This window comes from Streptomyces sp. AM 2-1-1 (assembly GCF_029167645.1).
In the GTDB taxonomy this organism is placed as follows: domain Bacteria; phylum Actinomycetota; class Actinomycetes; order Streptomycetales; family Streptomycetaceae; genus Streptomyces.
On sequence record NZ_CP119147.1, the window covers coordinates 5,786,046 to 5,803,043 of the forward strand.

A 16,998-nucleotide genomic window follows, 5' to 3' on the forward strand; every position below is an offset into this window, starting at 1 on the left:
GTCCCGGACACCCCGCGCGCTCGCGCGCTCCTCGCCCCGGGTCGTCAAGACGGCCGATCCACCGCAGAATGTGGAGGAACCGGACTCTGGTCAGGCTGCGGGGAGGAGATCGCCGTGCGTCCCACACGCCGCCGCACCTGGGCCCTGATCGGGTCCTCGGCGGCCGTCGCCGCTCTCGTCGTCCCCGCGGGCATCTACGCGGCCGGGCCTGGCGGCGCCGCCACCGGGGCCCGCGCCCCGCGCGGGCCGGTCCCGGCGCCCTCCGGGGCGGAGTGCCGTACGACGGTCGAGGGCTCCCTGGTGATCGCGTACTGCCACAACCCCTACCCCTCCCTCGACCACGTCCGGCTGCACACGGAGTGCGCCCGGTGGTGGGACGTGGACGGCGACGGCACGGCGGTGGCCGTCCTCCCGGGCCGTACGGTCCGGCTCCAGGACCGCTGCTGGAAGGACGTGGCGACCGCCTGGGTCAGCCACGGCTGAACCGGGCCGCGCGGACGGCGGTGCGCCGGTACGGGCCGGACCCGCCGCCGTGGCCGCGCCGGGGCGCCGTCAGGCCTTCGGGTCGGGCGGGCAGCCGTGGGTGTGGGCCGAGGCCTCGTCGGCCGCAGCCCGAGCGTCCCCCGCGCGGATCGCCTCGACCAGGCGCCCGTGGTCCATGAGGTTCTCCGGCCGCAGCTCGGGGTCCACGTCCCCGCGCAGGTAGTCGCGCAGGACGTCCACCAGGTCCGCGTAGATCCCGGTCAGCACGTCGTTGTGCGCGGCGGCCACGATCGCCAGGTGCAGGGTGGCGTCCGCCGCGACGAACGCCTCCGCGTCCCCCGCCGCCCACGTCCGCGCGCGCAGCGCCATGAGGGCGTCCAGCTGCTTGAGGTCCCGGTCGGTGCGCCGAACGGCCGCCAGCCGCGCCGCCGACGACTCCAGTACGGTCCGGAACTCGGCCACATGACGCGGATCGGCGCTCGCGAAGCGCCGCTGCATCACCCCGGCCAGTTCGCTGGTGGCCGCCACGTACGTCCCCGAGCCCTGGCGGATGTCCAGCAGGCCGTTGTGGGCCAGTGCGCGCACCGCTTCGCGGACCGTGTTCCGGGCCACCCCGAGCTGTTCGACCAGCTCCGGTTCGGTGGGGATGCGGGAGCCGACGGGCCACTCGCCCGAGGTGATCTGGTTCCTCAGCTGGGCAATCACCTGATCGGCGAGTGCCGAGCGCCGGGGGGACGTCAGCGCCATGGTGCTCCTTGCTCCGGTCTGCTCGGCCTGCGTGCCGCCCCCGGGGTCACCGCGGGCACCGGCCCGAGGCCCGCGCTGCGGCGGACCACCGAGCGCGGGTGGGCCGTGGCCCGGATTCTCTCAGGCGGGCGCTCCGGGGTGTCCGGACCGGGGGTGGACAACCAATCATCCCATGATTCTATGATGGGGGCATGCTGGAGAAAACGACCGAGGAATCCACCGGCCCGGCCACCTTGTCCGAGCGGCCCGGCGTCGAGTCCGGGTCGCCCGCCCCGGTGGTCCCCCCGTGGCTGCCGCGCCTCCTCGCCGCCGGTCTGGTCGTGGCCGCGCTCAACCTCCGCCCGGCCATCACCAGCCTCGGCTCCCTCCTCGAAGAGGTGCGCGACGGACTCCACATGAGCGGCGGTGTCGCCGGCGCGCTCACCTCGGTGCCCCAGCTCTGCTTCGCCGTCTTCGGGATCACCGCCCCCCGCCTCGCCCGCCGGTTCGGCCCGGCGACGGTCGTCCTCGCCGGCATGGCCGCGATCACCGCGGGCCTGCTGATCCGTCCCTTCACCGGCTCCACCGCCGGATTCCTGCTGGCCAGCACCCTCGCCCTGATGGGCATCGCCGTCAGCAACGTCCTGATGCCGGTGATCGTCAAGCGCTGGTTCCCCGACCGCGTCGGTTCGATGACCGGCCTCTACTCGATGGCCCTCGCGCTCGGCACCTCCCTCGCGGCGGCGGCCACCGTCCCGCTCACCGACGCCCTGGGCGGCAGCTGGCGGACCGGTCTCGGCGTCTGGGCCGCGCTCGGCGTCCTCGGCGTGCTGGTCTGGATCCCGCTGGCCTGGAACCGCGCCCGCGTCCCGGGGGAGGGGGCGTACACCGGCAGCGCCTCCGCGGACCCGCGGCCGGCGCCCGCCGCCTTCCGGATCTCCCGCAGCTCGACCGCCTGGGCCCTCGCCTGCTTCTTCGGTCTCCAGGGAACCGCCGCGTACATCACCATGGGGTGGATGCCCCAGATCTTCCGGGACGCGGGGATCTCGGCGTCCACCGCGGGGGTCCTGCTCGCGGTCACCATGGTCATGGGCGTGCCGCTCGCCTTCGTCATCCCGCGGGTCGCCGCCCGGATGCGTACCCAGGGGCCCGTCGTCGTCGTCCTGGGCCTCTGCGGCCTCGCCGGATACGCCGGGCTCTACCTCGCCCCGGCGGGCGGCGCCTGGGCCTGGGCGGTGCTGCTCGGCGTCTCCAACTGCGCCTTCCCGCTCGCCCTCACGATGATCGGCATGCGGGCCCGCACCGGCGCGGGGGTCGCCCGCCTCTCGGTGTTCGCCCAGTCCACCGGCTACCTCATCTCGATCCCGGGCCCGCTGCTGGTCGGCGTGCTCAACGAGCACAGCGGCGGCTGGGGTCTGCCCATCGCCTTCATGGCGGCGCTGATGGTCCCCCAGATCGTGGCGGGAGTACTCGCCGGACGGGACCGGACGATCGACGGCCGGGGGTGAGATGCGAGACTTGCCCCATGCCAGTGCTCGATCCGAACCCCCAGAACGGCCAGAAGAAGCTCCTCCTCGTGCTCGGGGCCATGCTTCTCATCACCCTGATCATCGGAGTCATCGCGACGGTCTTCTCCCCCTGACCCCCGGCCCGGCCCCGCCCCCCGGCACTCCGGGTACCAACAGCATCCGGCACTCCGGACAGCGGGGCCGGACAGCGGGGCCGGGAAGCGGGCCCGGGAAACCGGTCGGGAAGCGGGCCCGGGGGGTGGGGCCAGCCCCACCATCCCCTAGGGGGCCAGGTTCAGGGTCGAGTGGGTGGGTCACCGGATGGGCGGCCCGACCGTCCTTCCGTAGGTTCTGGGTAAAGGAACCCACGACCTCCGGAGGCGGACATGCCGGCCCGTACGAACCCCCGGTCCGCGCGCGGACCGGCCGCCGGACCACCGGCGCGGCTGCCCTGGTGGGCCGTGGCGCTACCGGTGCTCGCGTTCGCGGCCCTGCTGCTCATGGCGATGAACCCGGAGCAGGCGCAGGCCGCTCCGGCCGACCCCGGCTTCGGCCGGCTGGTCGAGACCGCGCTCGATCGTCTGTCCCACTGAACCGCCCCGCGAGAACTCCCGGGACCTCCGTTTCACCCCTGGCGGTGGAGCCCGTCGACACCCTGCGCCCGGCGTCGCGATTCGTGCGAAGCTGAACGACATGAGCGTCGACACACCTCGCAGGATCGTTCTTCTCCGGCACGCGAAGGCGGAATGGTCGCAAGCGTCCGACCACGAGCGGCCGCTGGCCGAGCGCGGACGCAAGGACGCGCCCGTGGCCGGACGCAAGCTCGCCGACTCCGGCATCGCATTCGACCTCGCGCTGTGCTCGACCGCCACCAGAACGCGGGAGACCTGGAAACTGGCGGTCCACGAGTTCGCGCAGCGTCCCCGGACCGTGTACGAGGAGCGGTTGTACGACGCCTCCCTCGGGGAGCTCGTCGCTCTGCTCAACGAGACGCCCGACGAGGTGCGCAACCTCCTCGTCATCGGCCACAACCCCTCCATGCACGGTGCGGCGGACGCTCTGGCGGGCTCGGCCGACGGCGATGTCCTGGCCCGGATGAACCGGGACGGATTTCCCACCGCGGCCTACGCCGTCCTGGAGTTCCCCGGATCGTGGAAGGGTGTCGAACTCGGCGCCGGCCGCCTCACCGACTACTGGCGGCCCCTGGGCTGACCACTCCGGCCGCTCCGCGCACCCCGGCTTCACCCTCCGGCGGGGCCCAGGCACGCACGCGTGTGCCGGGGCCCCGCCGTCGTCCGTGCACCCGGTTGCCTCGCGCCCCGTGCCGGTGGCGCGAGGCGGTGCGAGCCGGCCGGGGGTGAGCGCGAGGCGGCGCCGGGAGAAGGGGCCGGGCTCAGGAAGCGTCGGCCGCCTCGACCTCTTCCCGGGAGATGCCCAGCAGATAGAGGACGGTGTCCAGGAACGGCACGTTCACCGCGGTGTGCGCGGCCTGCCGGACGACCGGCTTGGCGTTGAACGCCACCCCGAGGCCGGCCGTGTTCAGCATGTCGAGATCGTTGGCGCCGTCCCCGATCGCGACCGTCTGCGCCAGCGGGACGCCCGCCTGCTCGGCGAAGCGGCGCAGCAGCCGGGCCTTGCCCGCGCGGTCCACCACGTCGCCGATCACGTGACCGGTCAGCTTCCCGTCGACGACCTCCAGCGTGTTGGCGGCGGCGAAGTCCAGCCCGAGCCGCTCCTTGAGGTCGTCCGTGACCTGGGTGAACCCACCCGAAACGACACCCACCTGGTAGCCGAGTCGCTTCAGCGTACGGATGAGGGTGCGGGCCCCGGGGGTCAGCCGCACCTCGGCGCGCACCTTCTCCACCACGGACTCGTCGAGCCCGGCCAGCAGGGCGACCCGGGCGTGCAGGGACTGCTCGAAGTCCAGCTCCCCGCGCATCGCCTGCTCGGTCACCGCCGCGACCTCCTTCTCGCAGCCCGCGTGCGCGGCGAAGAGCTCGATCACCTCGTCCTGGATCAGCGTGGAGTCCACGTCCATCACCACCAGGCGCTGCGCACGACGGCTCAGCCCGGCCGACATCACCGCGACGTCCACACCGATCTGCGCCGCGCCGACCGCGAGCGCGGTCCGCAGCTCCTCGGTGCCCGCCCCGGAGACCGCGAACTCCACAGCGGTCACCGGGTACTTGGCGAGCCGGAAGATGCGGTCGATGTTGGCGCCGGTCGAGGTGATCCTGGCCGCTATGGCGGCGGTCGACTCCGCCGTCAGCGGGTTGCCCAGCACGGTGACGTGCGAACGCCCGTCTCCGCGCGGGCGGTTGTCGCCCGTCCCCGAGATGATCTCGGCCTGCAGCTTCAGCGACTCCGCCCAGCTGTGCACGGTCGCCCGCAGATCGCCCTCGCTGGTCCCGTCGGCGGTCGGGGCGGTCACCAGCGCGCACAGCACGATCCGGCCACGCGTGACGACCTGCTCGATGTCCACGACGTCCACCGCGTAGGCGGCGAGCGTGTCGAAGAGCCCCGCAGTGATGCCTGGGCGGTCCTTCCCGAAGATCTTCACGAGGAGAGTGGGGGAGTCGCTGCCCGGACGGGACCCGGCGAGCTCGGGGGACGAGGGGGGCGGAGGTGACTGCGATGCGCTCATGGTGGTTCCACCGTATCGGTCGCTCCCGGAGCCCCGGTGCCCTGTCCCGAGTAGCGGACACCGGGCACCCGCCTCCTGCGGCGTCCTTCGCCGGCCCCTCCGTACGACCCTGCCCGAAGGATCCCCGGGCCGCGCGGCGGAAGCCGCCGATGATCTTCCGCCACCCTCGTGCGACCCTCCGCCGGCGTTCGCGGCGGGCCGCCCGGCTTTCGGATCGACGAGTCTCCCTGGAATAGTGCCCCCCAAGTTCAGCATCCCTGGACTCCCCGCAGCGGGAGCCACTCGGGGGACGACTAGTGGGGCGCGGAGTGCCGGAACTCGTACTGGAATTGAATGGCAGAACCTGGACGCTCGATCCGTCCAGGTCGTACACGCTCGGACGTGATCCCCAGGGGGACCTGACGTTCGAGGACGCCCGGGTGTCGTGGCGGCACGCCACGATCGGCTGGAGCGGGAACGGCTGGGTCGTCGAGGACCACGGCAGCACCAACGGCACCTACGTGGGGGGCAGCCGCGTGCAGCGTACGGCGGTCGGCCCGGGCACCGAGGTGCGGCTCGGCAACGCCACCGACGGGCCGAGCATCCGGCTGACCGCCCCCGCCGGCGCGCCGGGGCAGCCACAGGCCGGACCGGCCCCGCAGGCAGCCCCCCACCGGGCGCCCGCGCAGCAGGCGGCGCCCTCCTACGGGGCTCCCGGGCCGCAGGCCCCCTACCAGCCGCCCGCCGCCCCGGCGCCGCAGCACCCCTGGCAGCAGCCGGGCCCGGCGGCGAAGGTCCCGCACCAGCAGGGCGCCCCGGCGGGTGCCGGGGGAGCGGTGCACGGCGACCGCAGCCCGACCACCTTCCACCAGCTGGCGCTGGGGCGGGTCATGCGCATCGGCCGCGCCCTGGAGAACGAGCTCGTCGTCTCGGACCTGCAGGTCTCGCGCCACCACGCCGAGTTCCACGCGACGCCCGACGGCCGCTTCGAGATACGCGATCTCGGCTCGCACAACGGCACCTACGTCAACGGCCAGCAGCTGCACAAGTCGGGCTCCGCCTTCCTCGGGCCGAACGACATCGTGGGCGTCGGCCACTCCACGTTCCGGCTCGTCGGCGACCGGCTGGAGGAGTTCGTCGACACCGGCGAGGTCACCTTCTCCGCCCGCCACCTCACGGTGACGGTCGACGGGGGCAAGCAGATCCTCAAGGACGTCTCCTTCGGTGTCCCGGAGAAGTCGCTGGTCGCGGTCATCGGCCCGTCCGGCTCCGGCAAGTCCACCCTGCTCAAGGCGCTCACCGGCTACCGCCCCGCCGACCAGGGCGACGTCCTCTACGACAACCGTGACCTCTACAAGCAGTTCGCCGAGCTGCGCCAGCGCATCGGGCTCGTCCCGCAGGACGACATCCTGCACAAGGAGCTCACGGTCACCAAGGCCCTGAAGTACGCGGCCAAGCTGCGCTTCCCCGCCGACACCACCGCGGCCGAGCGGCAGTCCCGCATCCAGGAGGTCCTCGTCGAGCTGAAGCTCGACATCCACAAGGACAAGAAGGTCACCTCCCTCTCCGGCGGGCAGCGCAAGCGCGTCTCGGTCGCCCTGGAGCTGCTGACCAAGCCGTCCCTGATCTTCCTGGACGAACCGACCTCGGGTCTCGACCCCGGCATGGACCGCGACGTCATGCAACTGCTGCGCGGCCTCGCCGACGACGGGCGTACGGTGCTCGTCGTCACCCACTCCGTGGCCGAGCTGGCCATCTGCGACAAGCTGCTCGTCATGGCACCCGGCGGCTCGGTGGCGTACTTCGGACCGCCGGAGGAAGCGCTCAACTTCTTCGGCTACAGCACCTGGGCCGACGTCTTCTCCGCCTTCGAGAACTACCGCGACTACGACTGGGCCGGCCGCTGGCGCGGCTCGCAGCACTACCAGTTGTACGCCGCCGACATCGACGCCGTCGCCGCGCAGCCCGTGAACACGGCTCCGCCGCAGCAGTTGCGGCCGCCCAAGCCGCAGGGCTGGACGACGCAGCTGTGGACCCTGATCCGCCGGTACGTCTCGGTCATCGCCTCCGACAAGGGCTTCCTGGGCCTGATGGTCGTCCTGCCCGCCGTCCTCGGTGTCGTCAGCGTGGTCATCCCGGCGAAGTACGGCCTGGCCGCGCCCACCGGGTCCGCGAAGTTCAACGGCAAGGCCGGCACGATCCTGCTGATCCTCGCGGTCGGCATGTGCTTCTCCGGGGCGGCCAACTCCGTACGGGAACTGATCAAGGAACGCGTCATCTACGAACGGGAACGGGCCACCGGCCTCTCCCGGTCCGCCTACCTGATGTCCAAGGTCATCGTCCTCGGGGTGATCACCGCACTGCAGGGCGTCATCATCTGCGCCATCGGCCTCTCCACCCGGCAGCTGCCCGCGGAAGGGCTCGTGATGCCCCCGGCCGCGGAGGTCTGCCTGGCGATCATCGCGCTCGGCTTCACCTCGATGATGGTGGGCCTGGTCATCTCCTCACTGGTGAGGACCGCCGAGAAGACGATGCCGCTGCTCGTCATGTTCGCGATCGTCCAGGTCGTCTTCACCGGTGTGCTCTTCCAGATCTACGACTCCCCGGGCCTGGAGCAGTTCGCCTGGCTGATGCCGTCCCGCTGGGCCGTGGCCGCGGCCGGGGCCACCCTCGACCTCGGCCACCTCATGCCGCCGTGGGAGCCGGACCACCCCACCGACCTGGACCCGCTGTGGGAGCACACGGTGGGTGTGTGGGCGACCGACCTCACCGTGCTGGTGGCGCTCGGCGTCATCTGCTGCTTCGTGGTCGCCCGACTGCTGCGCCGCCACGAGCCCGAGGTCATGCGCAAGTAGGGGCGGCCCGTACGCCGCACGCCGCCCCCGAGCGGCGGGGGCCACGGAAATGCCGGAGGGCGGCACCCCTGTCGGGTGCCGCCCTCCGGCGACGTCAGCCGTGCTCAGGCCCGCGGCCCGCGGTCATGCCGCGAGGCACCGGTCAGTACGCGCTGTCGACGTTGTCGATCGAGCCGTACTTGTCGGCCGCGTAGTTCGCCGCGGCGGTGATGTTGGCGACCGGGTCGTACTGGCTGTGGACCGTGCCCGAGACGTGGTAGAAGTCGAAGGTCGGCTTGATGATCTGGAGCAGACCGATCGAGGGGACGCCGTTCTGGGCGTTGATGTCCCAGTCGTTGATGGCCTGCGGGTTACCACTGGACTCGCGGATGATGTTGCGGTGCAGCCCCTCGTACGTACCGGGGATGCCCTTCGCCTTCATGATCGCGAGGGATTCCCGGATCCAGCCGTTGAGGTTGTCGGCGTAGACCGGCTTCCGCTCGGCGGAGCGGCTCGCGCTCTCGCCGGACGAGCGCTCCCCGACGTCCGCCCTGGCCTTCGCCCGGTCGGCCGCCTTGATCTTCGCCTCGGCGTCGAGCCGCGCCCGCGCCTTCGCGTCGGTCAGCGCCTTCGCGTCCTCGACGGCCTTCTTCCGGGCGGCCTCGTCCTTCGCCTTGGCGGCGTCGGCGGCCTTCACCAGCTGAGCGGCGGTGGAGTGCTCCTCGATGACACTGTTCCGCACGGCCTCTGCCTGCTTGGAACCCGTTGCCGCCGAGGAGTAGACGACCGGGGAGGCCGCCAGCGAGGCGGTGCTGCCCTCGGCCTGGGCGCTGCCCGGCACCAGGGAGAAGGTCAGGGCGGCGACCCCCAGCGCGGAGACGCCGGCGACGGAGAGCTTCTGCGCCTTGTTCAGACGACGGGTTCGGTCACATATGCGGGACACGGACATGCAGACGTACCTCTTCGAATCGCAGGGCCCCTCACGGGACACGAGGACGGAGAGTGGCGGTGCGCCTCTCAGTCAGGGGGACGAGAGCAATTCTTAGCTCCAGCAAAATGCTCTGGCAAAGGTGTGACGTACGAAGCCACGTAGTGGATCAGGGGCTTATGTCCGTTTCGCCGAGGCTGCTCGCGACCGGTTGAATCACCTCTATTCGCCACTAAAGGGCTTCGTACGTGACGTGAGTCCTATGCGTGGGCTCACATCGCCCGGCCGTCGGTCTCACTGTGCGTTGCAGGAGCAATGCTCACTGTCAGGGGCTTGAGGAGGGCCGCGCACCGGTGCCCGCAGCACTGCGGGGTGACGTGCCCCGGGGAGGGCGTACCTCCCCGGGAGCGCCCGCCTGTCCGGGCGGCTCCCGGACCGCCCCCCCTTCACCGGCCCCGGGCCGCGTCGGCCACACGGCCTAGGACCATGGCCCGGCCCGGCGCCGTCCACAGGCCGATACCGGGGGTGCGCCCCGCCGGTACCGTGAGCCGTATGAGCCAACTCCGACCGTCGGGCCTCGCCGCCGTGAGCGCCGCGCTGCTCGCGATGAGCCGGCAGCTGGACATGCGTGACGTCCTCAAGACGATCGTCGCCTCGGCCCGGGAGCTGCTCGACGCCGAATACGCCGCACTGGGCGTCCCCGACGACCACGGGGGTTTCGCCCAGTTCGTCGTCGACGGCGTGAGCGACGAACAGTGGAAGGCGATCGGCCCGCTGCCCCGGCAGCACGGCATCCTCGCCGCGATGCTCCACGAGGCCAAGCCCGAGCGGCTCGCCGACGTCCGCGAGGACCCCCGCTTCGGCGGCTGGCCCGACGCCCACCCGGACATGTCGGACTTCCTCGGCCTGCCCATCCAGGACGGCGACGAGATCATCGGCGCGCTCTACCTCGCCAACAAGAGGTGCGCCAAACCCGAAGGAAGCTGCGGCTTCACCGCCGAGGACGAGGAACTCCTCTCGATCCTCGCCCAGCACGCCGCCATCGCCCTCGTCAACGCCCGTCTCTACGAGCGCAGCCGCGAACTCACCATCGCCGAGGAGCGCTCGCGCCTCGCCCACGAACTGCACGACGCCGTCAGCCAGAAACTCTTCTCCCTGCGGCTGACCGCCCAGGCCGCCGCCGCCCTGGTCGACCGCGACCCGGCACGCGCCAAGGGGGAACTCCAGCAGGTCGCCGCCCTCGCCGCCGAAGCCGTGGACGAACTCCGCGCCGCCGTCGTCGAACTCCGCCCCGCAGCCCTCGACGAGGACGGGCTCGTCGCCACCCTCCGTACCCAGGTCCAGGTGCTCGACCGGGCCCAGAGCGCACGGGTCACCTTCGAGAGCCACGGCGTCCGCGCCCTGCCCGCCGCCCAGGAGGAGGCGCTGCTCCGGGTCGCACAGGAGGCCCTGCACAACGCGCTGCGCCACTCCGGCGGCCATCACGTCACCGTCACCCTGACCCGGCGCGGCGCGGCCACCGTGCTGCGGATCGCCGACGACGGCCAGGGCTTCGACCCCACGGCGGTCCGCCAGGCGGGCCGGCACCTCGGTCTCGTCTCGATGAGCCACCGCGCGCACAGCGTCGGCGGCACCCTCAGCGTGGAATCGGCGCCCGGACAGGGCGCCACGATCGAGATGGAGGTCCCCGGTGGCTGACAAGACCATCCGCGTGCTGCTGGTCGACGACCACCAGGTCGTACGGCGCGGGCTGCGCACCTTCCTGGAGATCCAGGACGACATAGAGGTCGTCGGAGAGGCGTCCGACGGAGCGGAGGGCATCGCCCAGGCCGAGGCGCTCCGCCCCGACGTGGTGCTGATGGACATCAAGATGCCCGGCACCGACGGCATCGAGGCGCTGCGCAAGCTCCGCGAGCTGGCCAACCCGGCGCGGGTCCTCGTCGTCACCAGCTTCACCGAGCAGCGCACGGTGGTCCCCGCCCTGCGTGCCGGAGCCTCCGGCTACGTCTACAAGGACGTCGACCCCGACGCACTGGCCGGCGCCATCCGCTCCGTCCACGCGGGCCACGTCCTGCTCCAGCCCGAAGTGGCCGGCGCACTCCTCGCCCAGGAGGACACCGGCGGCGGCACCGGCCGGGGCACCACCCTCACCGAGCGCGAGCGCGAGGTGCTCAACCTCATCGCGGACGGCCGGTCCAACCGCGAGATCGCCCGCGCGCTGGTCCTGTCCGAGAAGACCGTCAAGACCCACGTCTCGAACATCCTGATGAAGCTGGACCTCGCCGACCGCACCCAGGCCGCCCTGTGGGCCGTACGCCACGGCATGGCGGGCTGACGGACCCGGCGCGCCCTCGCGCGCGGGCCCCGTCCCCGCCGTGCGGCGTCAGCGCAGTCCCCGCTCGCCCTCTTCGACGTACGCGTTGTACGCGGCGACCTGCGCCCTCCGAGCCACCCGTTCCACCGGCCGCAGCGCCTCACCCCTGGCCGCGATCTCCGAGGCGCTCACCGCGCCGCCGTGGCCGTTCCCGTGTGCCAGCTCGATCAGCAGTCCCACCCGCTGGGCCAGCTCCAGCACCCGGACGGCGCGGGGCGGATACCCGGGCGCCAGCACCTCGCGGCCGCGCTCCGCCCGCGCCCGGTACGCGTCGACGGCCGCCGCGGCCACCGGCCCGGAGCCCGCCACGTCCAGCCGGGACAACAGCGCCGTCGCGTCCCGCAGCGCCTCCGCGAGCTCCCGCTCGGCCTCGCCCAGCGACGGCACGTCCGCCGGCGGCGCCTCCCGTACCCCCGTCACCCGCCACACCACCTCGACGTGCAGGTCGCCGGGCGGCCCGGCCTCGGTCACCTCCGGCACCAGTCCGTACGCGGCGCCCGACGCGACCACCGCCTCCCCGGTCTCCAGAGCCCGCGCGTTGAACTCCGGTGGACCGCTCAGACCCAGCGGATGCCCCGGAGCCGGCAGCGCCACGCGGTACCCCGTCACCCCCAGGCCCCGCAGCCGGCCCAGTGCCAGCGTGAGCCCGACGGGCCCCGCCTCACCGGGAAGCCCCTCGACGCGGTGCACCGCGTCCTCTTGGACGATCGCGTCCACCGCGTCGTCCGGTGACACGAGTCCGGCGAGCAGCGCGTTTCCCCAGGCGGCCAGCAGCCCTGAGCGAGGTTCCGAAAGCATGGGAACAGCCTAAGAGCTGCCGGACGATCCCCGGCGGGAACGGACCTCGCGGCCGGAGCGCTCCCTGGGTGGCGTAAGTTTTGCGTGGGAGCTGTGCCCTCCGGCACGCGACGATCTCGACACTGCATGGGGAGACAACGCGCTCATGAGCGATGTACTGGAGCTGGTGGACGTATCCGTGGTCCGCGACGGACGCGCTCTGGTGGAAGACGTCTCCTGGTCGGTCAAGGAGGGGGAGCGCTGGGTCATCCTCGGCCCGAACGGCGCCGGTAAGACGACGCTGCTCAACATCGCCTCCAGCTACCTCTTCCCCTCCACCGGCACCGCCAAGGTCCTCGGCGAGCAGCTCGGCGGCGTCGGCACCGACGTCTTCGAGCTCCGTCCGCGCATCGGCATCGCCGGCGCCGCCATGGCCGAGAAGCTCCCCAAGCGCCTCACCGTCCTGCAGGCGGTGCTCACCGCCGCGTACGGCATGACGGCGACCTGGCACGAGGACTACGAGGACGTCGACGAGCAGCGCGCCCGCGCCTTCCTCGACCGGCTCGGCATGAACGACTACCTCGAGCGCACGTTCGGCACCCTCTCCGAGGGCGAGCGCAAGCGCACCCTGATCGCCCGCGCGATGATGACCGACCCCGAACTCCTCCTCCTCGACGAGCCCGCCGCCGGACTCGACCTCGGCGGACGCGAGGACCTGGTGCGCCGTCTCGGCCGCCTAGCCCGCGACCCGTACGCCCCCTCCATGATCATGGTGACCCACCACGTCGAGGAGATCGCGCCCGGCTTCACCCACGTGCTGATGATCCGGCAGGGCAAGGTGCTCGCCGCCGGTCCCATGGAGACCGAGCTCACCTCGCGCAACCTCTCGCGCTGCTTCGGCCTGCCGCTCGTCGTCGAGCACCAGGGCGACCGCTACACCGCGCGCGGACTGCCGCTCTCCTGACGGTCCTCCCGCGGGCGGTGTCCCGATCCGCCGATCCCGCCCACGGGCCCCTGTCCCCGGAGCACATGCGGTCCTACCATGACGACATGGACGCGTGGGTGTGGTGGTTGATCGCGGCGGTGGGGCTGGGCATTCCCCTGGTCCTCACCGCCATGCCGGAGTTCGGGATGTTCGCGGTGGGAGCGGGCGCGGGGGCGATCGTCGCCGCCCTCGGCGGCGGCATCGTGGCCCAGGTGCTGGTCGCCGTCGCCGTCTCCGTCGCACTGGTCGCCGTGGTGCGCGTGGTCGCCGCGCGTCACCGCGGCGACGGCCCCCAGTTCTCCTCGGGGATCGACGCGCTGAAAGGCCGTCAGGCCCTCGTTCTCGAACGCGTCGACGGCCGGGGCGGACGCATCAAGCTGGCGGGCGAGACGTGGTCCGCCCGCGCACTCGACGACACCCGGAGCTACGAGCCGGGACAACAGGTCGACGTCGTCGACATCGAGGGCGCGACGGCCGTCGTCATGTGACCGAACCGGCCACGCGGCAGGGCGAGTTCTGCGACACTCGAAGTCGATCATGTCGCTCGCCCGGTCCGTCACAGCGAAGAGTGCGACCCGATCACCAGGATCCGTCGGCTATCGAAGGGCTTGAGGCACACGATGCAACCGGTCATCATCGTCCTGATCATCTTGGTGGTGCTCGTCTTCATCGCCCTGATCAAGACGATCCAGATCATCCCGCAGGCCAGCGCCGCCATCGTCGAGCGCTTCGGGCGCTACACCCGCACGCTCAACGCGGGGCTCAACATCGTCGTCCCGTTCATCGACTCCATCCGCAACCGCATCGACCTCCGCGAGCAGGTCGTGCCCTTCCCGCCGCAGCCGGTGATCACCCAGGACAACCTGGTCGTCAACATCGACACGGTCATCTACTACCAGGTGACGGACGCCCGCGCCGCGACGTACGAAGTCGCCAGCTACATCCAGGCGATCGAGCAGCTCACCGTCACCACGCTGCGCAACATCATCGGCGGCATGGACCTGGAGCGGACCCTGACCTCGCGCGAGGAGATCAACGCCGCCCTGCGCGGAGTCCTCGACGAGGCCACCGGCAAGTGGGGCATCCGCGTCAACCGCGTCGAGCTCAAGGCGATCGAACCGCCCACCTCCATCCAGGACTCGATGGAGAAGCAGATGCGCGCCGACCGTGACAAGCGCGCCGCGATCCTCACCGCCGAGGGCATCCGGCAGTCCCAGATCCTCACCGCCGAGGGTGAGAAGCAGTCCTCCATCCTGCGCGCCGAGGGTGACGCCAAGGCCGCCGCCCTGCGCGCCGAAGGCGAGGCCCAGGCGATCCGCACGGTCTTCGAGTCGATCCACGCGGGGGACCCGGACCAGAAGCTCCTTTCGTACCAGTACCTCCAGATGCTCCCGAAGATCGCCGAGGGCGACGCCAACAAGCTGTGGATCGTGCCCAGCGAGCTCGGCGACGCCCTCAAGGGCCTCAGCGGCGCGTTCGGCAACCTCGGCGGCGGGATGCCGGGGTTCGACACCTCGCGGCCCGCGCCGGGCAAGGAGCGCCGCGAGGCGCCGCCGGTCGACTGACCGTTCGCTCCTCGGCGGCCCGGAGGCGGGCCGGACGGCGTCCTCTCGGGGACCCCCGTCCGGCCGGCGCCGGGCCTTCGTGCATGATCGGTGCGGCACCCCGACCTTCATGGCGGGGATGCGTCATCGCTCACCAAGGAGTGGCCTTGTCCCTCTGGGAAATGCTCGCCGTCCTCGCCGCAGGTACCGCCGCGGGAACGATCAACACCATCGTCGGATCAGGCACGTTGATCACCTTCCCGGTGCTCCTCGCCGTCGGCCTTCCGCCCGTCACCGCGACCGTCTCCAACGCGCTGGGCCTGGTGCCCGGGTCGGTCAGCGGGGCTGTCGGCTACCGCAAGGAGCTCAAGGGCCAGCGTGGACGGGTCATCAGACTGTCCGTCAGCTGTCTCGTCGGAGGACTCGCCGGAGCCACCCTGCTGCTGGCCCTGCCCTCGACCGCGTTCGAGACGATCGTCCCGGTCCTGGTCACCCTCGCCCTCGTACTGATCGTGCTCCAGCCACGCCTCAGCAGAGCCGTGCAGGGCCGTCGCGAACGCACCGGCACCCCCGCGCGCCCCGAAGGCGGTCCGGTCCTGGCCGTCGGACTCGTCCTCGCCAGCGTCTACGGCGGCTACTTCACCGCCGCTCAGGGGATCATCTACCTCTCCCTGATGAGCATGCTGATCGACGACACCATGCAGCGACTCAACGCCGTCAAGAACGTCCTGGCCGCCGTCGTCAACAGCGTCGCCGCGCTCTTCTTCCTCTTCGTCGCCGACTTCGACTGGACCGCGGTCCTGCTCATCGCGGTCGGCTCCACCCTCGGCGGCCAGATCGGCGCGCGCGTCGGCCGCCGCCTCAGCCCGACGGTACTGCGCTGCCTCATCGTGACGGTGGGCATCTGCGCCATCGTCCAGCTGCTGCTCCGCTGACGCACGGAAGCCCGTCTCCCCCCGGAGGCGGGCTTCCGGTACGCCGTCGGGCGCAGGTCGTTCGGGCGCGGGGCGACATCGGCGACGCGGGCGGTCTCAGGCGGCCGTACGGTCCAGCCAGGCGGGCAGCGACGAACGGTCGGCCGACGCCATCGCCAGCAGCATCGCCTCGGCCGGCGAGGGTATGAAGGGCTGCCGCAGCAGCGGCATCTCCGCCTGCTCGGGGGTGCGGTCCGCCTTGCGGTGGTTGTCCTCCGCGCAGGAGGCCACGGTGTTCAGCCAGGTGTCCTGGCCGCCCTGGGCGCGCGGTACGACGTGGTCCACGGTGGACGCCCGCCGCCCGCAGTAGGCGCACCGGTGCTGGTCCCGTACGAGGACACCCCGTCTCGACCACGGCGCCTGTCTTCGGAAGGGCACGCGCACGTAGCGGCAGAGCCGGATGACACGGGGCACCGGGATGTCGACGGCGGCACCACGCATCCGCAGGCCCGGATCCGCCTGCTCGACGACCGCCTTGTCCGTCAGGACGAGAACCACCGCACGGTTGAGGGTCACCGTCGACAGCGGCTCGAAACTCGCGTTGAGGACCAGCGTGTCACGCATCCTGCCCACCTCCCTTGTGCCGCCCGCACCTCGGCGGGCCCGGACCAACTCTGGCTGGGCAGGCCGTGTGGGACAACGCAATAAAAAGTGCCCTGCCCAGATCTCTCCAAGACCGGGGCAGGGCAAACGGGAGAAGAACGTTCAGCTTTCGGGGGCCGCGTACTCCCCGATCAGCTGCGCACGTCCCAGCGTGTGGAAACGCAGATTGAACCCGACCACCGCGGGGGAGGCGTCGCTGTCCGGTCCGAGCTTCTCGGTGTCCACCGCATACACGGTGAAGACGTAGCGGTGGTTCTCACCGGCCGGCGGCGCGGCCCCGCCGAAATCCTTCGACCCGTAGTCGTTGCGCGCCTGCACCGCTCCCTCGGGCAGCCCGGCGAACGCACCGCTGCCGGCGCCGGCCGGCAGCTCGGTGACCGTGGCCGGAATGTCGAAGAGCACCCAGTGCCAGAACCCGCTGCCCGTGGGGGCGTCCGGGTCGAAGCAGGTCACGGCGAAACTCTTGGTCCCCGACGGGAAGCCCTCCCAGCGCAACTGCGGGGAGGTGTTGCCCTCCGCGTACACCTGCGCGTCCGCCAGCACGGCGCCCGGCGCCAGGTCGTCACTCACCACGGTGAACGGGGGCACCTCGGGGTGGAAGTCGTGCGGGAGCGGGGCCCTCTTCGGCTCGGTCACATC

At 71.8% G+C, this 16,998-nt stretch carries 18 protein-coding genes; 12 read left to right on the plus strand and 6 right to left on the minus strand.

Annotated elements, in window-relative coordinates:
- The first annotated feature begins 114 nt into the window (after positions 1–114).
- Entirely contained in the window at positions 115–483 is a 369-nt protein-coding gene (locus PZB77_RS25195; RefSeq protein ID WP_275494904.1) for a hypothetical protein, read from the plus strand.
- Between the two features lie 69 nt (positions 484–552).
- Here the strand turns inward: PZB77_RS25195 and PZB77_RS25200 are convergent, their stop codons facing one another.
- Positions 553–1,230 (minus strand): FadR/GntR family transcriptional regulator, encoded by a 678-nt coding sequence (locus PZB77_RS25200; protein WP_275494905.1) that lies wholly within the window; start codon positions 1,228–1,230, stop codon positions 553–555.
- 191 nt (positions 1,231–1,421) lie between these two features.
- Here PZB77_RS25200 and PZB77_RS25205 point away from each other — a divergent pair, with 191 nt between their 5' ends.
- The 4 genes from PZB77_RS25205 to PZB77_RS25220 all read left to right on the plus strand — a co-directional run bounded on the left by PZB77_RS25205 (position 1,422) and on the right by PZB77_RS25220 (position 3,929).
- Positions 1,422–2,717, plus strand: coding sequence for an MFS transporter (locus tag PZB77_RS25205; RefSeq protein WP_275494906.1), 1,296 nt, complete (start codon positions 1,422–1,424; stop codon positions 2,715–2,717).
- 17 nt (positions 2,718–2,734) lie between these two features.
- Complete coding sequence (locus PZB77_RS25210) at positions 2,735–2,851, plus strand: SGM_5486 family transporter-associated protein (protein ID WP_275494907.1); 117 nt, start codon at positions 2,735–2,737, stop codon at positions 2,849–2,851.
- Positions 2,852–3,103: 252 nt separating this feature from the next.
- A complete protein-coding gene (locus PZB77_RS25215; protein ID WP_275494908.1) occupies positions 3,104–3,310 on the plus strand; it encodes a hypothetical protein in 207 nt (68 codons plus the stop codon).
- 100 nt (positions 3,311–3,410) lie between these two features.
- Positions 3,411–3,929, plus strand: a complete 519-nt coding sequence (locus PZB77_RS25220) for a histidine phosphatase family protein (protein WP_275494909.1) — start codon at positions 3,411–3,413, stop codon at positions 3,927–3,929.
- Between the two features lie 181 nt (positions 3,930–4,110).
- Here the strand turns inward: PZB77_RS25220 and serB are convergent, their stop codons facing one another.
- Positions 4,111–5,361: a phosphoserine phosphatase SerB gene (serB, locus tag PZB77_RS25225; RefSeq protein ID WP_275494910.1), complete on the minus strand. Its 1,251-nt coding sequence runs from the start codon at positions 5,359–5,361 to the stop codon at positions 4,111–4,113.
- A 296-nt stretch (positions 5,362–5,657) separates the two neighbouring features.
- Between serB and PZB77_RS25230 the strand changes: the two genes are divergently transcribed.
- Positions 5,658–8,195, plus strand: a complete 2,538-nt coding sequence (locus PZB77_RS25230) for an FHA domain-containing protein (protein ID WP_275494911.1) — start codon at positions 5,658–5,660, stop codon at positions 8,193–8,195.
- Positions 8,196–8,337: 142 nt separating this feature from the next.
- Here PZB77_RS25230 and PZB77_RS25235 read toward each other — a convergent pair whose 3' ends face one another.
- Positions 8,338–9,123, minus strand: a complete 786-nt coding sequence (locus tag PZB77_RS25235) for a transglycosylase SLT domain-containing protein (protein ID WP_275494912.1) — start codon at positions 9,121–9,123, stop codon at positions 8,338–8,340.
- 531 nt (positions 9,124–9,654) lie between these two features.
- On the opposite strand from PZB77_RS25235, the gene PZB77_RS25240 reads away from it, so the two are divergent.
- Both PZB77_RS25240 and PZB77_RS25245 read left to right on the plus strand, forming a co-directional pair.
- Positions 9,655–10,800, plus strand: coding sequence for a GAF domain-containing sensor histidine kinase (locus PZB77_RS25240; protein WP_275494913.1), 1,146 nt, complete (start codon positions 9,655–9,657; stop codon positions 10,798–10,800).
- Positions 10,793–11,437, plus strand: coding sequence for a response regulator transcription factor (locus PZB77_RS25245; RefSeq protein ID WP_275494914.1), 645 nt, complete (start codon positions 10,793–10,795; stop codon positions 11,435–11,437). The genes PZB77_RS25240 and PZB77_RS25245 overlap by 8 nt, the downstream gene beginning before the upstream one ends.
- Positions 11,438–11,485: 48 nt before the next feature.
- Here PZB77_RS25245 and PZB77_RS25250 read toward each other — a convergent pair whose 3' ends face one another.
- On the minus strand, positions 11,486–12,274 hold the full coding sequence (locus PZB77_RS25250; RefSeq protein WP_275494915.1) for a hypothetical protein: 789 nt from the start codon (positions 12,272–12,274) through the stop codon (positions 11,486–11,488).
- Between the two features lie 145 nt (positions 12,275–12,419).
- Here PZB77_RS25250 and PZB77_RS25255 point away from each other — a divergent pair, with 145 nt between their 5' ends.
- From PZB77_RS25255 to PZB77_RS25270, 4 genes are all read left to right on the plus strand, one after another.
- Positions 12,420–13,217 carry an ABC transporter ATP-binding protein gene (locus PZB77_RS25255; protein ID WP_275494916.1) on the plus strand — a complete coding sequence of 266 codons (798 nt, stop codon included), beginning with the start codon at positions 12,420–12,422 and terminating at the stop codon, positions 13,215–13,217.
- An 86-nt stretch (positions 13,218–13,303) separates the two neighbouring features.
- Positions 13,304–13,726 carry an NfeD family protein gene (locus tag PZB77_RS25260; RefSeq protein ID WP_275494917.1) on the plus strand — a complete coding sequence of 141 codons (423 nt, stop codon included), beginning with the start codon at positions 13,304–13,306 and terminating at the stop codon, positions 13,724–13,726.
- A gap of 132 nt (positions 13,727–13,858) precedes the next feature.
- Entirely contained in the window at positions 13,859–14,803 is a 945-nt protein-coding gene (locus PZB77_RS25265; protein ID WP_275494918.1) for an SPFH domain-containing protein, read from the plus strand.
- A gap of 146 nt (positions 14,804–14,949) precedes the next feature.
- Positions 14,950–15,717: a sulfite exporter TauE/SafE family protein gene (locus tag PZB77_RS25270; protein ID WP_275494919.1), complete on the plus strand. Its 768-nt coding sequence runs from the start codon at positions 14,950–14,952 to the stop codon at positions 15,715–15,717.
- 96 nt (positions 15,718–15,813) lie between these two features.
- Here the strand turns inward: PZB77_RS25270 and PZB77_RS25275 are convergent, their stop codons facing one another.
- Together PZB77_RS25275 and PZB77_RS25280 are read right to left on the minus strand one after the other, a co-directional pair.
- Positions 15,814–16,320 carry an HNH endonuclease gene (locus PZB77_RS25275; protein ID WP_275494920.1) on the minus strand — a complete coding sequence of 169 codons (507 nt, stop codon included), beginning with the start codon at positions 16,318–16,320 and terminating at the stop codon, positions 15,814–15,816.
- A gap of 141 nt (positions 16,321–16,461) precedes the next feature.
- Positions 16,462–16,995 (minus strand): YbhB/YbcL family Raf kinase inhibitor-like protein, encoded by a 534-nt coding sequence (locus PZB77_RS25280; RefSeq protein WP_275494921.1) that lies wholly within the window; start codon positions 16,993–16,995, stop codon positions 16,462–16,464.
- Between the last annotated feature and the right edge of the window lie 3 nt (positions 16,996–16,998).